The sequence below is a fragment of the Methylophilus aquaticus genome (assembly GCF_030769565.1).
In the GTDB taxonomy this organism is placed as follows: domain Bacteria; phylum Pseudomonadota; class Gammaproteobacteria; order Burkholderiales; family Methylophilaceae; genus Methylophilus; species Methylophilus aquaticus.
This window is the reverse complement of sequence record NZ_JAVCAP010000021.1, coordinates 136,783-154,014: the sequence shown is the minus strand read 5'-3', so window position 1 is coordinate 154,014 and position 17,232 is coordinate 136,783. Positions and strand designations below refer to the sequence as shown.

Here is a 17,232-nt window from a genome sequence, read left to right as displayed (position 1 = left end):
GTCATGAGTAGCAACATCATTATTGCAGTCGTGCTTTTGCAACTCGCACAGGGCTATTACGCGCTGGCAATGCGGCACTACTGGCAACAGGTCATGCATGATAGCGGTGGCAGCATGCCTCATACACCGCGCACTTACCGGAGCGTAGCCACCCTGTTGCTGGGGCTGTCATGTTGCATGATGATCGCCTCGGAAGGCCCTGCCATGGGCAGTTTGCTCTGGATACTGGCAGCCGGAGGCTCGATTATTTCTACCGGATACCTGTTGACTCGCAGACCAGGCTGGCTCAGGCTGTTATGTCGTTGACCCCCCGCGATAGACCATGATCAGCGCAGCAGCCATGACACCGTTCAACACGGGGCAACGGCTGTAGCGGATACGGTAACGCTGCCTGCGGATCGAGGCTCACGCACCGATCCAGTCAGCCAGCACAAGCAAGCAAAACCAGTCCGCGCGCGTATCGGGATATGGTCACATGGATAGAATATGCATGTTATGATTTCGCGTCGGTCAGATAGCAGGTACACAGCTCAGTTGTGCAAGCTTAATGCGCTGCTCACCGTTTACCGGCATTACCTTGCGAGTCATGCGCTTCTATGGATACACACCCTCAAACACAAGTAGCACAGACAGACCAACCGGCGCCAGTCCCCTGGCAACAGGCCTTTTTATACTGGCTTAAATTGGGCTTCATCAGCTTTGGTGGCCCGGCTGGTCAAATTGCCCTTATGCATCACGATCTGGTTGACAAAAAGCGCTGGATCTCCGAGAAGCGTTTTTTGCATGCACTCAACTACTGCATGGTGTTGCCCGGCCCCGAAGCACAGCAACTGGCGACCTATATCGGCTGGCTCATGCATCGCACCTGGGGTGGCATCATGGCCGGTGTACTGTTTGTTTTGCCCGCCTTCTTTCTGCTGACTGCGCTGGGCTGGCTATATATGGTCTACGGCAAGCTGCCTGCCGTGGCCGGGGTGTTGTATGGCATCAAGCCCGCCATTGTAGCCATTGTCGTGTTCGCAGCCTACCGCATCGGCCTCAAAGCGCTGAAAAACAAGGTGATGTGGTCTATCGCAGCACTGGCCTTCGTGGCTATCTTTTGGCTCAACCTTCCCTTCCCGCTGATTATTTGCTTTGCCGCATTGCTCGGACATATCGGCGGACGCATGGCGCCGCAATACTTTCAGATAGGCAGCAGCCATAGCCCAGCCATGCAAAGCCATGGTCAGGCCTTGATTGATGACGACACCTCGCCACCAGCGCACGCGCGGTTCAACTGGCACAGCTTACGTATTATTGGCGTGACCGGGCTGCTGATCTGGCTGTTGGCCATGGCAAGCCTGATTGCGTTATATGGCTGGCAAAGCACGTTCAGCCAGATGGGCTGGTTTTTCACCAAAGCCGCCCTGCTCACTTTTGGCGGCGCTTACGCAGTCCTGCCTTACGTATTTCAAGGTGCGGTAGAGCATTATCACTGGCTCACCCCAACGCAAATGATAGACGGCCTGGCGCTGGGTGAAACCACACCTGGCCCTTTGATCATGGTCGTCACTTTTGTAGGCTTTGTTGGTGGCTGGGGCACCCCCATGTTTGGCGCAGAGGCGCCTCTTGCTTCGGCGCTCCTGGCTGCAGCCATCGTGACCTTTTTCACCTTTCTTCCCAGCTTTGTCTTTATTTTCATGGGCGGCCCTTTGATTGAATCCACCCACGGCAACCTCAAACTCACCGCCCCGCTCAGCGCCATCACCGCCGCCGTGGTCGGCGTGATATTAAATTTAGCGGTGTTTTTTACTTACCATGTGTTCTGGCACGGGGATCAAAATGGCACAATCGACCTTTACGCCATTACCCTGTCACTATTGGCTGCGATTGGGCTGCTTTACTTCAGGTTGAATATGATGCCGGTGATACTGGTCAGCGGGGGATTGGGGTTACTGATCAAGCTGTTGATCTAATTTCGGTTGCCTTATAGGCATAGCTTAGAAATAAAAAAACCTGTTTAACACAGGTTTTTTTGCATCGTAGACTTAGGATAATTAAGTATGATTATGGTAAGGTTTATTTAGCATGCAATTTTAATATTGGTATAGCTGAAATTATTTTCATAAGCCATCTTGCATTTAAGATATTTTCTTAATGCATTCAAAAGCCCTACAAATAAAATAACGGATTATTAATGGACTCAATTGCGCATTTCCTCACTCACCAATCAACCGTTTGGATTTTTGTTGGGGTTATCGTAGCGGTTTTCGTTTATCCCTTTTTGCAGGCTATTTTTAGTATAAGAAAACTGAATCTAGAAATTGAGAAAGCGGTAAATGAGCTAAAGAAATTTGGTCCTGATAACCAATACCAAAGTTTCTTTGACAATTTTGATAGTTTGGATCAAAGCTTAAAAAAGCTACCCGCAATTCAGCATACATGGAATGAGTTTATTGAGAGTATTGTTTTTGATAAGCCCAACCAGAAAATATACATATCACACAGGCCTGCAGAATATTTCAGTCGCAACTCAATCCTTGGCTCTCAATTAAATCTGTCTCAATTTTTAGCATTCCCAAACTATCTAATTGGCCTAGGGTTAACCTTTACGTTTGTAGGTCTTGCCGCTGCACTCCATGTTGCCCAAAATGGACTTGCTAATGGTGGTGGGCAAACTGCATTAAAAGAGTTACTGGCTGTTGCCTCTGTAAAATTTATCAGTTCAATAGTCGGGATTGTTTGTAGTCTTGCGCTATCTGTATTTCAAAGATGGAGACTCAAAGGCTTTCAAAAAAATCTCAATGAATTTATCAGGCTTTTAGAAGAGTACACCGAGTACAAATCGACTGAAAAGCTGTTACACGAAAACTATGCTGAGCAGCAAAAGCACACGCTCGCATTGAATGACATGGCCACCAATATTTCTAATGGGATTGGCGAAGTGTTGAGCAACCAGCTGCCTGCAAGCGTCGCAGCAGCACTGGAACCCTTGGCAAACGAAATAAGGAACCTCGCACAGAAATTTTCAGGCAGCAGCGAAGATGCTTTACAAACAGTATTGCAAGAGTTTCTGGCGCAATTACGACAAAGCTCAGGTGATGACATGAATGGCTTGATTGAGAGTGTCAAAACCTTACGAGAGTCACTCAATATCTTAGTTTTAAATATTGAAAGTATGAGTAAAAACCTTGGCACGGATACCAAAGAGTCCAGTGCGCGTTTAGCCTCTGTGCTTGAATCGTTTACGAATACTTTTACACCAGTACAACAAGGCATCGGCCAGTTCGGTGAAGCACTCCGTGCTTTAGAGATTATCGCCAACAAGATTGAAAATGCGGGCGGTAGCATTAGTGGTGCTGCTGATATAAGCAATCAAAGCTCAAGTCAGTTAGCGACAGCGGTCAATCAAATGGCTACCAACCTAAATCCATTAAGCGAACTTTTAAGTTTATTAAATGAGTCGCTTGCAAAAATTTCCAGCACTGCTGAGCAGCTTAAATCAGCAGGTGGAACGATTGCATTGGCATCAGATGATTTCAAGAGTTCAGCCACTTCGATAGACAATGCAGGGCAACGATTCAATGCAAATGTGAAAGTGTTTGGTGATGCCGCAGACGGAATTGCAGATACCATTTCAGCTTTGGAGCGTGCCTCCAATCAAGTAAGTAGCTCAACCCAGCCTTTAAGTCAGGCATCTCTGGCGTTTACGAATGCACTAGAGGCAATTAAAGCCACTGAGATGCGAATGCAGCAGAATCAAGGTGAGTTACAGGCGATGCTTAACGAATTAAAAACTTTTTCAGAAACAATACCTGAACTGTGGAATCAGTATGAAGCCCGCTTCAGTAAAGTGGACAACGACCTTGGCAATGCATTCAAGCAGTTAGCTGAAGGAAGTGAGTCGTTCAGGTTGAGTGTTGAAAATTATGTCAAATCACTCAACGATCAATTTGCAGAGGCTGTTAGCAAGTTAAGTGGGGCGATTAACGAGCTTGCAGACGAACGCGAGCAAAACACAGCCAAAGTTCAAGAACCATCTAAACCGAGATAACTAAATGGATACTCAACACTTAGATGAGTCGCATGATGAGAGTTATTTCGCCTCCTTCACGGATATGCTTGTGGGTATCATTTTCATTTTTATTATTTTGTTGATGATAGTTGCAAATGATTTTAAAGCTGCGGCAGACTCTGTAACAAAGCTAAACGAATCACGAGACAAAGTTCTAAAAGAGATCAAGAAATCGCTGGATGACTTAGGTGTACAGGTTGCTATTGATACTGAGCAAGGTGTTTTGCGTTTGCCTGAAAGTATTTTGTTTGGGGTCAATGAGTTTGAGTTGAATAACATAGGTGAAGAGAATATTAAAAAATTAGCAGGTGTTTTAGCCAAGTATCTACCATGCATTTCAGTGACCAGTGATGAGAGTAAAAAAAAGTCTTGTGAGGCACTGAATCTAGCGAGTAAAGATGGATTGGATGCAGTTTTTATTGAAGGTCATACAGACTCAACAGGCTCTGCTGAACATAACTGGCTGTTATCAGCGCAACGCGCTATTTCTGTTTTTAAGCAAATCACCTTTGCAGAGCCTTTTCTAAATGAGGGAATTAAAAACACAACTGGCATACCTGTGTTGAATGTGAGTGGCTATCAAGCTAGGCGACCAGCAGACCCCTCTCAACCTAATAACCATGTACTAAATAGGCGTATTGAACTCAGATTTATTATGCGCTCACCAACACCTAAAGATGTTGAAAAGTTAAAAAATGCAATTGGAAAATAGCGAAAATATCGCCTTTACCAAGGGGGCGATTCGACATTACGCCAGGACATATTTAAGTGTTAAATCATTCACTTTGCCCACTTTTTCCCAAAAAGTTGCGCCAATACTATCGCAGCTGACAGGTACGCCAAAAGAGCCATCACGTTTTGAGCTTGATGGTGTATTTAAAAGGCTTACACATGCAGCTAAGCATGCAAGTTATGAGGGTATTTTAGTTAAAGATTGGAAATTAACGCCTTATGTACTTTGGATGGGTGAGGACAAGCTGGGTTCGGACTTAAGCTTTTTAAATGACTATCTTCTATGGTTGAAGGGGTATGGTACTGCCCGAGACTGGCGGCGCTTGATTCATGTTTATTTAAGAGATTATGAACAACTGAGTACTCATCACGAGTCATTAGAGCGACAAAACTTTGCAATCAGCGAAGCGATAAATTCTACAGAACTAAAAGGCAGACTTATAAAGTGGCATTCACGCGAATTGCAGTATTCACTTTTTGCACCCCCCCCAAAATTGGATGTGATAGTTAATGAGTTTATAGACTGCAAAAATGAATGGCGGTTGTTTTCAGAAAGAACTGGATTAGAGGGTGAGCTGGCACAAGTTGGCTTTGCGGTTGCTGTGGGTGATCAGTTACTCAAAAGATTAATAGATAGTCCAAGTAGTGAGTTGATACAAGCTGTAAAAAGTTATCACGTGTATGACGACAAGCTTCGTTTCCCTCAAAGAAAAGCGCAACTAATTGAAGCATTAATTTCAGCATGGTTAAACGGTAAGCAATTGGGAGAGCCAGTTCAGAAAGCTGTACGAGATTGGCTTTTGAAGCATTTTAGTGACCTCAGGCTGCCTGTGCATGATCGAGCTCACTGGCACGCTGTTCGGCCTGAATACAAGAAAATAATGCTTCGCTGGCTAATTGGTGAAACTTTAAATCAATTTTTTGAAATTATTGATCAGGTTGCAAAGGATAGTCATTGGAGCTACAGAAAGGCTTTTTGGAACGCATATTACAAAAAAGATGCATTCGATGAAGCATGGGTGGTTTTGGGCGTAGACGCTAAGTATTATGCTCGTAGAGTTTTTGGTGAAAAAATTTCCGCAGCAACATTAAGCGGATCAGCAAGACAAGATCACAGTGTGCTGATTGTGAGAATTGGTGATTTAGTACTCGCCGACTGGAGTCATGATGGTAAATGCCGCGCTTGGAAGGTTGATGATAGATTCTGTCCTGAAAGATATAAACTTCAGTACAGTGGCGATTTATTAAGAGCCCCTTCAATGCAAATTGTTGATTCGCATGTTCATGATGGGATTAGTCACCATAGCAGTGATAACTATTTGTGGCAAAACCGATTATCTCAGTTTATATATGAACATACTGGAGTAAAGGTGTATCAACGTGATTTTCGGATTTAGAAAAAAAACAATCTCCACTCTGGAGCTTCAGTCGCAGTCTGTTTTGCAAGATTGCTGGCTAATTTCATTTAAGTTATTCAATGGTCAGTCTTACTTGCCAACGGATGCTTGGATAATGTCCATACATTCTGGAGCAATTTGGTTGCTTGACCTTGTGAAGATGAATGATTTATCCGACGCTCTACAGGTGGTGGATGAAGTTCGAATACCTTTTGACATTTTGATGAGCAGCCTCGAAGGTCAAGATCAGTTTATTCAGACTCTATTAGACTTACCTCCCTATTTTCCTGGTGGCATCCATATTGAAAGCAAGGGATTACTGCATCAAGAAACATTTAGTATTGAATATCATTGGGTGCATAGCAATGGTCGCACAATGACGCGACCAAAAAGAGAGTCAGGTTTTTTGTGGGTAGGGAATGAAAAATATCTTTTAACAACACACGCTTGGAAAATTGCTCAATCGCTAGATAGTATTCAAAAAACCTTTGATTCTGCAGAAGATACACACGCACGCTTGCTTGTGCTTGAGCAAATGCAGTCTTTGAAAGCTTTGCTGCCAGTAGAAGAGCAAATTAAGTTTAATCCCTCAAATGAAATTGCCAACCTTAAGCTTTACTTTGCCAATGCATTTCGTCTAGAAGCCGTTCCTGACGGTAACTCATACCAGATACAACCTGTGTTGTTAAGACACGTAGAGCATGCGTCTGATACCCCGGTTTTTGAAAGCATACTGCCACCAAGTGAACAGAATAGATATGCCGAGTATTTTAGTAACAGCACACAACTGTTGCCTTATTACAGCTTGGGCGTTGGAAAATATCTGATGTTGAGTGAGTCGCTCAATCGGACTTTAAAAGTTGTGCATCGGATTCAACATGCAAGCAGTGCTGAAAAGGAAAATTTCCTAAAAAACCCAAAAGCAGCCTTGGCCGAAGCGCTGGAAGGTGAAATAGATGAAGTTCAGCTTGAAAGTATTTTTTCTGACAGGGTTGTTGGGATTGGTGAATGGTCAGCTAAAGTAATTCCTTGGGTGCAAATACCGCCAAATGATTGGATACCTAGTCATGAGTTACCAGACTTACCTAAAGGAATTGATATTGCGGGTAAAAGAATTGAGTTGAAAACAGAAGAGATTGAGCGTTTATTACTCGAAGTGGAAAAAGGAGAGAACGTAGGACTTAAGACAATTGAATTTAATGGTTTACAAATACCCGTTACGGACAATACCAAGTCATCTTTGAGGGCTTTGTTACCTGCAAAACCGACACTTAATACACGGTCAAACGAACCACCAGTTCAAGTGGCAGGTACATGCAACTCAGTTATGTTGGTTAAAGAAAATTTGGAGAGTGTTGAGTTTTCAGTTTTAAGAGTGCCGCGTAATGCAGTACCTTCTGAAGTTGGTATACCTCATATCGTCAGGTCTCAACCTAAGCCGCACCAAATAGAGGCTCTGAATTGGCTTTATAGTCATTACCGTGCGGGTTCAAGAGGTGTTTTGTTAGCCGATGATATGGGGCTTGGTAAAACTTTCCAATCACTGATGTTTCTCGCTTGGTTAAGAACTGGTATTGAGAATAAAGAGCTACCAGAAAAACCTTTGCTTATCGTTGCCCCAACCGGGTTGTTAAAAAATTGGGAAGCCGAAATTGAAATCCACCTTTTACAGGATTTAGGCATATTGCAACGAGTTTACGGACATGAGTTGAATAGAGTTCGAATTGGTAATGCATTAAATGTGCAAAAGTTGAAAAATGCTGGATTGGTGTTGACCACTTATGACACGTTAACACGTTATCAAACAAGCTTTAGCGCTGTTAGCTTCACTGCTGTCATTTTTGATGAAATGCAAAAATTGAAAAATCCCGGCATTCAAAATTACACGGCTGCATCCAGTTTAAATTGTGACTTTTGGTTAGGGATGACAGGCACACCTGTAGAAAACAGACTTGCTGATTTATGGGCGATTACTGATATCTTGCAACCTGGCTTGCTCGGCTCTATAAAAGAGTTTAGCAAAAAGTATGAAAAAGTAATGATTGATGGTGGCGATTTAGCCATGCAACGATTGCAAGAGTTGCAAGATGGATTGATTAAGCCTGTAAACAATGCGCCTGCATTTATGCTTAGACGCATGAAACAGGATGAGTTGCCAGGCTTGCCAGTGAAGTACGTACATGAACATAAATTGACGATGCCCGCAGAGCAGGCTGCCGCTTATAGTGACGTAATCCATCAATTGCGTAATTCAGAAAAGAGAAAGGGCGCCATGCTCGAGTCTCTTCATAAGCTAAGAGCATATTCACTTCATCCGGATTATAAAAAAATTAAACATTATTCAAGTGATGATGCTTTTATTGAAAGCTCTGCACGGTTGAAATTGTGTTTTGAGATTTTGGATAAAGTCGCTGAAAAGAAAGAAAAAGCGCTTATTTTTGTTGAGTATAACGAGTGGCATAGCCCAGATTTTTTACGAAACATGCTTAGAGCTAGGTATCAGTTAAACGAGCTACCAATGGTCATAAATGGTCAAGTTGACTCGGGTGCCAGGCAGGCAAGAGTTGATAAGTTTCAATCGGAAACAGGTGTTTTTGATGTGATGCTTTTGTCACCTAGAGCTGGTGGGGTTGGTTTAACTCTGACTGCTGCAAATCATGTTATTCATTTAACCCGCTGGTGGAATCCTGCTGTTGAAGATCAAGCGACTGACCGTATTTATCGTATTGGTCAAAAATCAGACGTTCATGTGTATTACTTGTTAGCAATTCATCCAGAATTTCCAGACAAATGCTTTGACCATAATCTAAATAGTTTGCTTTCAAAGAGACGCGAGTTAAGCAAAAAAGTACTTATTGCGCCTCCGAACGAGGGTGAAATGCTTGACGGTCTATTTCAACAAACTTTTGGTTTAGATATTGATTCACAATCAAGTTTGGATGATAGTTACCTTTTCTCTGGTCAAGAGTACGAGCAGTTTGTCTATGATAGGCTGCGGAACAATTCAGAGCTTTTTGGTTACATTGTAAGAAAGACTCCAAAATCATGGGATGGTGGTGCTGATTTGATTGTCGAATCAATTGATGGGTGTATTGTAGCCATTATTCAATGCAAGCATGTCAGTGACGCTGGTAAAACGAATGAGTTTAGTAAAGATTTAGAGCGCGCTTTTAAAAACTATCAATGCGATAGATATAACTCAGTAAAAAAAATTGGCATTACAAATGCAACAAGGTTAACAAGTGCTGATAAGTGCTGGAACGATTATTCAAACGATAATTTTTGTTTGCATGCTCAAAAAGGCCTCATGCCTGAAATGATATTTAAGATTTTAGATTAACACTATCTAATCCTTTTACTATGAAATAAAAAAAACCTGCCATTTGTGAACATGGCAGATTTTTATTAGATGATCCTAGAAAGACTTAATTATCTTAAATCAAACCATACACTGATAGGCTTTAATCCCCGGACACCGAGGGGATTTTATGGATACTCAAATCCGCACCATCAAACTCTGACTCAGCATCGAGGCGGATACCTACCAGTTTTTTCAACAGGCCGTAAACAATGGTGCCGCCCACCAAAGCGATCACTACACCCAATGCGGTACCTGACAGCTGGCTCATCAGGCTGACGCCGCCCATGCCACCCAGGCTGGTCGCGCCAAAAATCCCAGCGGCAATACCACCCCAAGCGCCGCATAAGCCGTGTAACGGCCAGACACCCAGTACATCATCGATTTTGAGGCGATTTTGTGTGAGGGTAAACGCCCAGACAAACAGGCTTCCTGCGATGACGCCGGTCGCGAGTGCGCCCAGTGGATGCATGACATCAGAACCTGCACACACAGCGACAAGGCCAGCCAATGGTCCATTATGCACAAAGCCCGGATCATTTTTACCCAGTAGCAATGCGGCAAGCGTGCCACCTACCAGCGCCATCAGAGAATTGACGGCAACCAGACCGGATATGCCTTGAATAGATTGCGCGGACATCACGTTAAAGCCGAACCAGCCGACGGTGAGTATCCATGCACCTAGGGCGAGGAAGGGAATATTGGAAGGCGGATACGCATGCAAACGGCCATCTTTGGTATAGCGGCCATTACGTGCGCCCAGCAGTATGACCGCAGGCAAGGCAATCCAGCCGCCCATGGCATGCACCACTACCGAACCGGCAAAGTCGTGAAAGTTGGCGCCGTAAGTGGCTTTTACCCAATCCTGAAAGCCGAAATGGGCATTCCAGGCAATGCCTTCAAAAAAAGGATAGACAAAGCCGACCAGCAAGAATGTTGCTGCCAGCTGCGGGTTGAATTTTGCACGCTCTGCAATGCCACCTGAGACAATGGCCGGAATGGCTGCGGCAAAGGTTAACAGAAAAAAGAATTTGACCAGATCATAACCATTTTTTGCAGCAAGCACTTGAGCACCGCTGAAAAAATTGATGCCGTAGGCAATGCTGTATCCAATAAAAAAATAGGCAATGGTTGAAACACAGAAATCCACCATGATTTTAACCAGCGCGTTCACCTGGTTTTTTTGACGGACGGTACCCACTTCCAAAAAGGCAAAGCCGGCGTGCATTGCAAGCACCATAATGGCGCCCAACAATACAAACAGCACATCATTTGCCGAGATTAATGCTTCCATTTCGCTCTCCAAATAATCATTTTTATGAAAACTGACGCTTTTGTTCAAGAGTTTTACTTCTGGAAACGCGCCTTTTTAAAATTCGGATTTTAAAAGCAATATTCAAGCCATAGTTAATTAATTGTTTTTAAAGGATTTTTATTTTCATAGCAGTTAACTTTGCACCGATAATGATCATATAAAAGTGCATTGCACTTTTATGGTGCAAAATCACCGTCATTTAATTAAAATCGGCGCGGCCAAACCGCTAAGTCGTTCAAAAGAAGTGTGGCGCAATGACCAGCGTCAACGTTACATGATTTCCGGGGGTTGAATTTGCCTGAGCATGGCCGCAGCTTCTGGATGCGCGGCCCAAAAGTAATAAAATTCACGAACGGCGTTTAAAAACAGATGGCGGGTATGTTTAAGTGTAAACAAGGGCAAGGTCGCATCTGCCGTGATGCGGAATGCATTTTTTTCGGACATGGGTGCTTCCCGCAGGCGAATCAGCATCAGCTTGGCCATGCGGGTACGCACTTCAACTTCCATGTCCAGTTTATGGTCCATCTCTTTAAGTGCTTTGCTGTAACCATTCAGTGCCCAAAGCTCGGAGGTTGTAAACTTTTCCGATTGCAAGGTTGGCCATACAGATTGCAAATCGATGACTGCGGGTTGCCAGCCAATGGCATGCAGCTCGAAGCCGACAGTGTCTGCGTATTGCATCACAGCTTTGACATCATTGCGCCAAAATGGGTAAAACTCACGGATAATGGTCAGAATTTCAGGCCAGCGCTGTGGCGGTTTATCACTTAAACAGGTGTCAACGGCTGTGCGATAAGCAGCACTGTTACACTCCTGGCCTGACAGCAAGGGAACCAGTTCAGCGAACAGTGCATCGCGGTGCGCCATGATTTCATCATCAGCGCCTTTGCTGTGCAATAAATTATAATAAGCCTGAATGGCTTCTTTCTCGCGGGCCTGATGGTGGCTGATTTGGTTTTCGCTTGATGGGCTCATGATGGCAACACATATTTGACAACAGGAAGAAGAATGTTAACTGATCTATTCAAACATCATACTATGAAAAACGGGCTGCGTTTACAGAGGAGCGCACGTCATGGCTGAAACGATATTGCTAGGGCTGTTGATTGCACTGGCATGGTTCTGGATGGACAGCATTGCCAAACGTGAAATTGCGATCAAGATTGGTCGGCAACTGGCTGAAAGATGTCATTTGCAATTTCTGGACGAAACGGTGGCCTGCTCGCGATTAGGTATTGCCAGAGATGGTAATGGCAGAGTGCAATTGCAGCGCACATACACTTTTGATGTGTCCAGCCAAGGCGTTGAACGCATGGCAGCGCATTTGCAATTGCGTGGCGGCCTGCTGGTTGCGTGGCATATTCCCCCCTACGCCACACAATGACCACAGCCACCGGCGTTGTTGGGCGCTTTGCGCCCTCGCCCACCGGCCCCTTGCATTTTGGCTCTCTGGTGGCTGCAGTGGCCAGTTATTGTGATGCCAAAAGCCGTGGCGGCCAGTGGTTGTTGCGCATTGAAGATGTGGATCTCACACGGCGGGTGAGCGGTGCAAGTGAGGACATTATTAGCACCTTGCAGACGTACGGCTTTCAATGGGATAGTGAAATTGTTTATCAAAGCCAGCGCGATGCACTCTACCAGCAAGCGCTTGACACCCTGATCGCCAGCGACAGTGTTTACCCATGCACCTGTTCGCGCAAGGAAATTGCAGATTCCAGCACATTACAGGGCATAGAAGGTGCCATTTACCCGGGCACTTGCCGCACTCACGCCATCAAACCGAATGTGACGCCTGCCTGGCGCATGAAAACCAGCCATGTGCAGATCGGCTTTAAAGATCTGATTCAGGGCCCTGTTGCGCACTGGATGGATACAGACATTGGCGACTTTGTTTTAAAAAGAGCCGATGATCTCTTTAGCTACCAACTGGCGGTCACGGTAGACGATGCAGCACAAGGCATCACCCATGTGGTGCGTGGTGCAGACTTATTACACTCCACACCCCGACAGCTATGTCTGCAACGCGCATTAGGCTTTACTACACCACTTTATGCGCATATTCCACTGGTGACCCACGCTGACGGACAAAAGCTCAGCAAACAAACACTGGCACACCCTCTACCCGCAGACAATGTGATCCCGACTTTACTGCATGCATTTCAATTTTTGCGGCGTTTTCCCGAGCCAATTCCTGTTTTTCAGCGCCTGCCAGATTGTTGGGATTGGGCCATTCGCCATTGGTGCCCTTACGGCGCTGCCTAGGCAAAAAAACAATATTAATTTGATTGTCAGCCACACATTCGTATTGATAACTATTCTCACCTGTATTATAGTGCCGCAATAATTATTACCTTAACTATTGATTGATGCGCATGAAAAAACAACATTTTATTATTAAATACAGCTATTCCGTTTTGCTGAGAACATGCGGCTTACTCTTGGGCTCATCGGTGATGACGCTCAATGTGCAAGCGGCGACAGAAAGCACTCCTGTTGAACTACCTGAGGTGCAAGTTACCGATAAAAGAACAAGTGACACCAAACCGGTCAAAGGTTACAACGCCAAACGCTCCACTTCAGCCACCCGTACGGATACAGAGCTGGTCAATGTGCCGCAGGCAATTACTGTCATTACCCGTGACTTCATTCAAGACCAATCCATGCAAAGCATTGCGGATGCCGTGCGCTATGTACCTGGCGTACAGGCTGCCCAGGGCGAAGGCAACCGCGACCAACTGGTGTTGCGCGGCAACCAGACCACGGGCGACCTGTTTGTGGATGGCTTGCGTGATGACATTCAAACTTATCGTGACTTGTACAACACGGACCGCATCGAAGTGCTCAAAGGTGCCAACGGCATGATTTTCGGGCGGGGTGGCGCAGGTGGCGTGGTTAACCGCGTGACTAAAAAAGCAGGTTGGGATCCGGTGCGTGATGTCAGCGTCAGCTATGGTAGCTTTGATCACCGTCGCATTGCGGCTGACTATGGCCAAGGCCTGACCGAAGAAATCGCTTTCCGCCTGAATGCTGTCTACGAAGACTCAAACGCTTACCGGGACGGTGTTGAACTCAAACGTTATGGCTTTACCCCAACATTTACCATCAAGCCCAGTGACAAAACGCAGATTGAAGTGGGTGCCGAGTACTTTAAAGATGAGCGCACCGCCGACCGCGGAGTGCCTGCAGTTCGCGGTGCAGGCAATAGCCAGCTGAATTTGCGTCCTTATAAAATAGGCGATTACGACCAGTTTTATGGCAATGCAAGTCTGAGCCCTACTGCAACAGAAACTGTTGCCTTCAACGCTGCCATTACCCATGCATTTGATAATGGTGTGCAGGTTAAAAACAGTACGCGGCTGGCGTTTTACGACAAGTATTACCAGAATGTCTATGCTAACGGTTCCGTGCTGAACAATGGTACGGTTGCCATCGGTGCTTACAGGGATGATACCAAGCGTGAAAATCTGATCAATCAGACCGATGTGACTTACACAGCCAAAACAGGCAGTATTGAACACAAACTGTTGGCCGGTGCGGAGTTTGCAGTGCAGAATACAGAAAACAAACGGCTGACACCCACGGGGGGCGAAGGCGCACCGGGTGCAGTTTCAGCAGCTAATCCAACGGTCTCCAATGTGGCATTTACGACGGTTTCGAGAAACCAGAAAAGTGACTTCACTGTCTCGGCCTTCTATTTGCAAGACCAGATTGTATTCAACCCGCATTGGCAGGCTGTGGTCGGCCTACGCCATGACCACATTGATACAGATTACACCAACGTGCTTAGCAACAGCCAAATCAACACTTCAGACAACCTGCTTTCGCCACGTGCAGGCCTGATTTTCAAGCCAACACAAGACAGTTCAGTGTATGCGAATTACAGCACTTCTTACGTGCCGCGTGCAGGCGATCAATTAATCGGCCTGACAGTAAACAATGCGACATTCAAACCAGAAAAATTCATCAATAAAGAAATTGGTGCCAAATGGGATATCAACCCCAGCCTGGCCTTGACTGCCGCCGTGTTTAAACTGGAAAGAGAAAACGTACTGGCCGCAGACCCAAGCAATACCGGCAACTCGATTCTGCTGGATGGTCAGGAAACCACGGGGCTTGAACTCGGTGCTTCCGGCAAAGTCACTGAGCAGTGGCAAATCATGGGGGCATTTACCCTGCAGGATGGTGAGATCACCAAACAGCAAGGTGCAGGCAACAGCGCCATTCTCGCAGGCAGTGCACTGGCCATGACCCCCACCCGCACGTTCTCGCTCTGGAACAAATACCAGATTAACAACGTCTGGGCCGTTGCGCTTGGCATGGTCAGCCGCTCTGAAATGTATGCTGCCACGCCAACTGCCAGCCAAAGCACCCTGTTGCCAGGGTATACCCGTTTTGATGCGGCGATTTTTGCCAAAATCAGTCCGCAATGGGATGCACAAATCAATATTGAAAACCTGACCAATAAAGATTATGCACTGTATGCGCACAACAATAACAACATCACGCCTGGCGCACCGTTGAATGCACGTGCGACCTTGGATTACCATTTTTAAGCGTTTCGTTTGAACATCACGCCTGCGTTGCCTTGCACGCGGGCGTGTTTGTTTGGGTAACGTAATGGCGCTTCAATGGTAAAATGGCGGCATGACTACAGACCACACGCAAGACATCCTTCACCCGTTTATTTTTGACAACTCTGCTGTACGCGGCAATTGCGTACATCTTGATCTTAGCCTTCAAAATGCGCTGGAGCATCAATCGTTGCCGCCGGCACTCAAACAAGTGATCGGTGAATTTACAGCAGCCAGTGTACTGCTCACCTCCACCCTCAAAATGGAAGGCAAGCTGATTTTGCAACTGCAAAGCCAGGGCGCATTGCAATTACTGGTGGTGGAATGTACTTCACAACTCGATATTCGCACTACGGCCAAAGTGCAGGGAGAGCTGCATGGTCAGCACCTGACCGACTGGCTGCAGCAGGGCCAGCTGGTGATTACGCTGATGCCGGAAAACGGCGAGCCTTATCAGGGCATCGTGCCGCTGGAAGGTGACAGCATTGCCACCATGCTGGAAAACTATATGCTGCGCTCGCAGCAAATTGATACGCGTTTATGGCTGTTTGCAGAAAACGATCAGGCTGCCGGCCTGCTGTTGCAAAAGTTGCCACAGCAAACGGAACAGGATCTGGATTGCTGGAACCGTGTGCAGCACTTGGCGGGCACAGTGACAGCACAAGAACTATTACATCTGGATACCGCCACTTTGTTACAACGCCTGTTTGCGGAAGAAGATGTACGCCTGTTTGCAGGCCGTGATATCCGGGCTTTTTGCAGTTGTTCCCCTGAGAATGTGGCCAACATGTTGAAAATGCTGGGGATTGCAGAGGTCAGCAGCATTCTGGATGAACAAGGCAGTGTGCAAATTCAGTGCGACTTTTGCAATAAGCATTACCTGATTGACGAACAGGAAGCCATGGCCTTATTTACCGATGATGACGATCATCCATTAACGCACTAGGCACTGCATGCTGCGGTCCGCTGACGACGGCATTCAAACAGGGCAATGGCCGTGGCGGCAGCGGCATTAAGCGATTCCAGCGCAAGAGTATCATGATGCGCCATTGGGATGGTTGCCAATAGCGACACCGCGGCCTGTAAGGCAGGTGACAACCCCGCACCCTCATTGCCCACGGCTAGCATGACTGGCTGTGATAAGTTCTGCGCATAGAGGGACGCGCCCTCCATGGTCAATGCCAATGTCTGCCCCGCAAACTGCCGAGCGATTTCCACGGCATCCACGCCTTCCACTACCGGTAAAATGAGCTGCGCTCCTTGCCCGCCGCGCAAGGCCTTGGGTGACCAGGCATCGGTGCAGCCTTTGGACAAATAGGCCACTTGCACACCGGCCGCCGCCGCCGTGCGCAAGATACTGCCCAAATTACCCGGATCCTGTATTTCCTCGACCAGCAAGGCGAAATCCACTGCTGTGGGCACGGCCAATTCGGGTGTTTCCACCATCGCCATGATGCCGCTGCTGCTGGCCACGGGCGCCAGATCAGCAAACATCAGGGTAGGCACCATCATGGTATCCACATCCACCAGTTGCTGCATTAATGCACTGGCCTCTGCGCTACTTTTACCTTCTGGAATAATCAGCAACTGCGGCTCACCACAGGCTTGCCAGTAGGCTTCGATCAGATGCACCCCTTCGAGCAGGGTCAGCCCGGATTTTTTACGTTCGCGGGCATTGTCTGCCAGTTTGCGCAGGTGTTTATAAACAGGATTATCGCGTGAGGTGATGTGTTTGAAAGCCATACAGCTATTTTACGCCAAGCCCTGGCTTGTCGGCCAAAAAAAGTGGCGTCGGAATCGCGTAT

At 46.4% G+C, this 17,232-nt stretch carries 13 protein-coding genes; 10 read left to right on the top strand and 3 right to left on the bottom strand.

Going from position 1 to position 17,232, the window contains the following annotated elements; translation table 11 throughout:
• Positions 1-3: 3 nt before the first annotated feature.
• From Q9291_RS10695 to Q9291_RS10670, 6 genes are all read left to right on the top strand, one after another.
• Positions 4-306, top strand: a complete 303-nt coding sequence (locus tag Q9291_RS10695; protein ID WP_306390039.1) for a DUF3325 family protein — start codon at positions 4-6, stop codon at positions 304-306.
• Between the two features lie 290 nt (positions 307-596).
• The gene (chrA, locus tag Q9291_RS10690) at positions 597-1,955 is read left to right on the top strand and encodes a chromate efflux transporter (protein ID WP_306390038.1); all 1,359 of its coding nucleotides are present in this window, start codon (positions 597-599) and stop codon (positions 1,953-1,955) included.
• Between the two features lie 221 nt (positions 1,956-2,176).
• Entirely contained in the window at positions 2,177-4,033 is a 1,857-nt protein-coding gene (locus Q9291_RS10685) for an anti-phage protein ZorA-like protein (protein WP_306390037.1), read from the top strand.
• A gap of 4 nt (positions 4,034-4,037) precedes the next feature.
• On the top strand, positions 4,038-4,766 hold the full coding sequence (locus tag Q9291_RS10680; RefSeq protein WP_306390036.1) for an OmpA family protein: 729 nt from the start codon (positions 4,038-4,040) through the stop codon (positions 4,764-4,766).
• The gene (locus Q9291_RS10675; protein WP_306390035.1) at positions 4,750-6,183 is read left to right on the top strand and encodes an EH signature domain-containing protein; all 1,434 of its coding nucleotides are present in this window, start codon (positions 4,750-4,752) and stop codon (positions 6,181-6,183) included. Before Q9291_RS10680 ends, Q9291_RS10675 begins: the two co-directional genes overlap by 17 nt.
• Positions 6,167-9,523, top strand: a complete 3,357-nt coding sequence (locus Q9291_RS10670) for an SNF2-related protein (protein ID WP_306390034.1) — start codon at positions 6,167-6,169, stop codon at positions 9,521-9,523. Before Q9291_RS10675 ends, Q9291_RS10670 begins: the two co-directional genes overlap by 17 nt.
• Before the next feature lie 121 nt (positions 9,524-9,644).
• Here Q9291_RS10670 and Q9291_RS10665 read toward each other — a convergent pair whose 3' ends face one another.
• Positions 9,645-10,835 (bottom strand): ammonium transporter, encoded by a 1,191-nt coding sequence (locus Q9291_RS10665; RefSeq protein WP_306390033.1) that lies wholly within the window; start codon positions 10,833-10,835, stop codon positions 9,645-9,647.
• A 291-nt stretch (positions 10,836-11,126) separates the two neighbouring features.
• Complete coding sequence (locus Q9291_RS10660) at positions 11,127-11,831, bottom strand: hypothetical protein (RefSeq protein ID WP_306390032.1); 705 nt, start codon at positions 11,829-11,831, stop codon at positions 11,127-11,129.
• A gap of 100 nt (positions 11,832-11,931) precedes the next feature.
• Here Q9291_RS10660 and Q9291_RS10655 point away from each other — a divergent pair, with 100 nt between their 5' ends.
• From Q9291_RS10655 to hslO, 4 genes are all read left to right on the top strand, one after another.
• Entirely contained in the window at positions 11,932-12,240 is a 309-nt protein-coding gene (locus tag Q9291_RS10655; protein ID WP_306390031.1) for a DUF3301 domain-containing protein, read from the top strand.
• Complete coding sequence (gluQRS, locus tag Q9291_RS10650) at positions 12,237-13,118, top strand: tRNA glutamyl-Q(34) synthetase GluQRS (protein ID WP_306390030.1); 882 nt, start codon at positions 12,237-12,239, stop codon at positions 13,116-13,118. Before Q9291_RS10655 ends, gluQRS begins: the two co-directional genes overlap by 4 nt.
• A gap of 110 nt (positions 13,119-13,228) precedes the next feature.
• On the top strand, positions 13,229-15,409 hold the full coding sequence (locus Q9291_RS10645; protein WP_306390029.1) for a TonB-dependent receptor: 2,181 nt from the start codon (positions 13,229-13,231) through the stop codon (positions 15,407-15,409).
• 91 nt (positions 15,410-15,500) lie between these two features.
• Complete coding sequence (gene hslO / locus Q9291_RS10640) at positions 15,501-16,373, top strand: Hsp33 family molecular chaperone HslO (protein WP_306390028.1); 873 nt, start codon at positions 15,501-15,503, stop codon at positions 16,371-16,373.
• Here the strand turns inward: hslO and Q9291_RS10635 are convergent.
• Entirely contained in the window at positions 16,370-17,170 is an 801-nt protein-coding gene (locus Q9291_RS10635) for a TrmH family RNA methyltransferase (RefSeq protein ID WP_306390027.1), read from the bottom strand. The two genes, hslO and Q9291_RS10635, sit on opposite strands and share 4 nt — an antisense overlap.
• Positions 17,171-17,232: the final 62 nt, after the last annotated feature.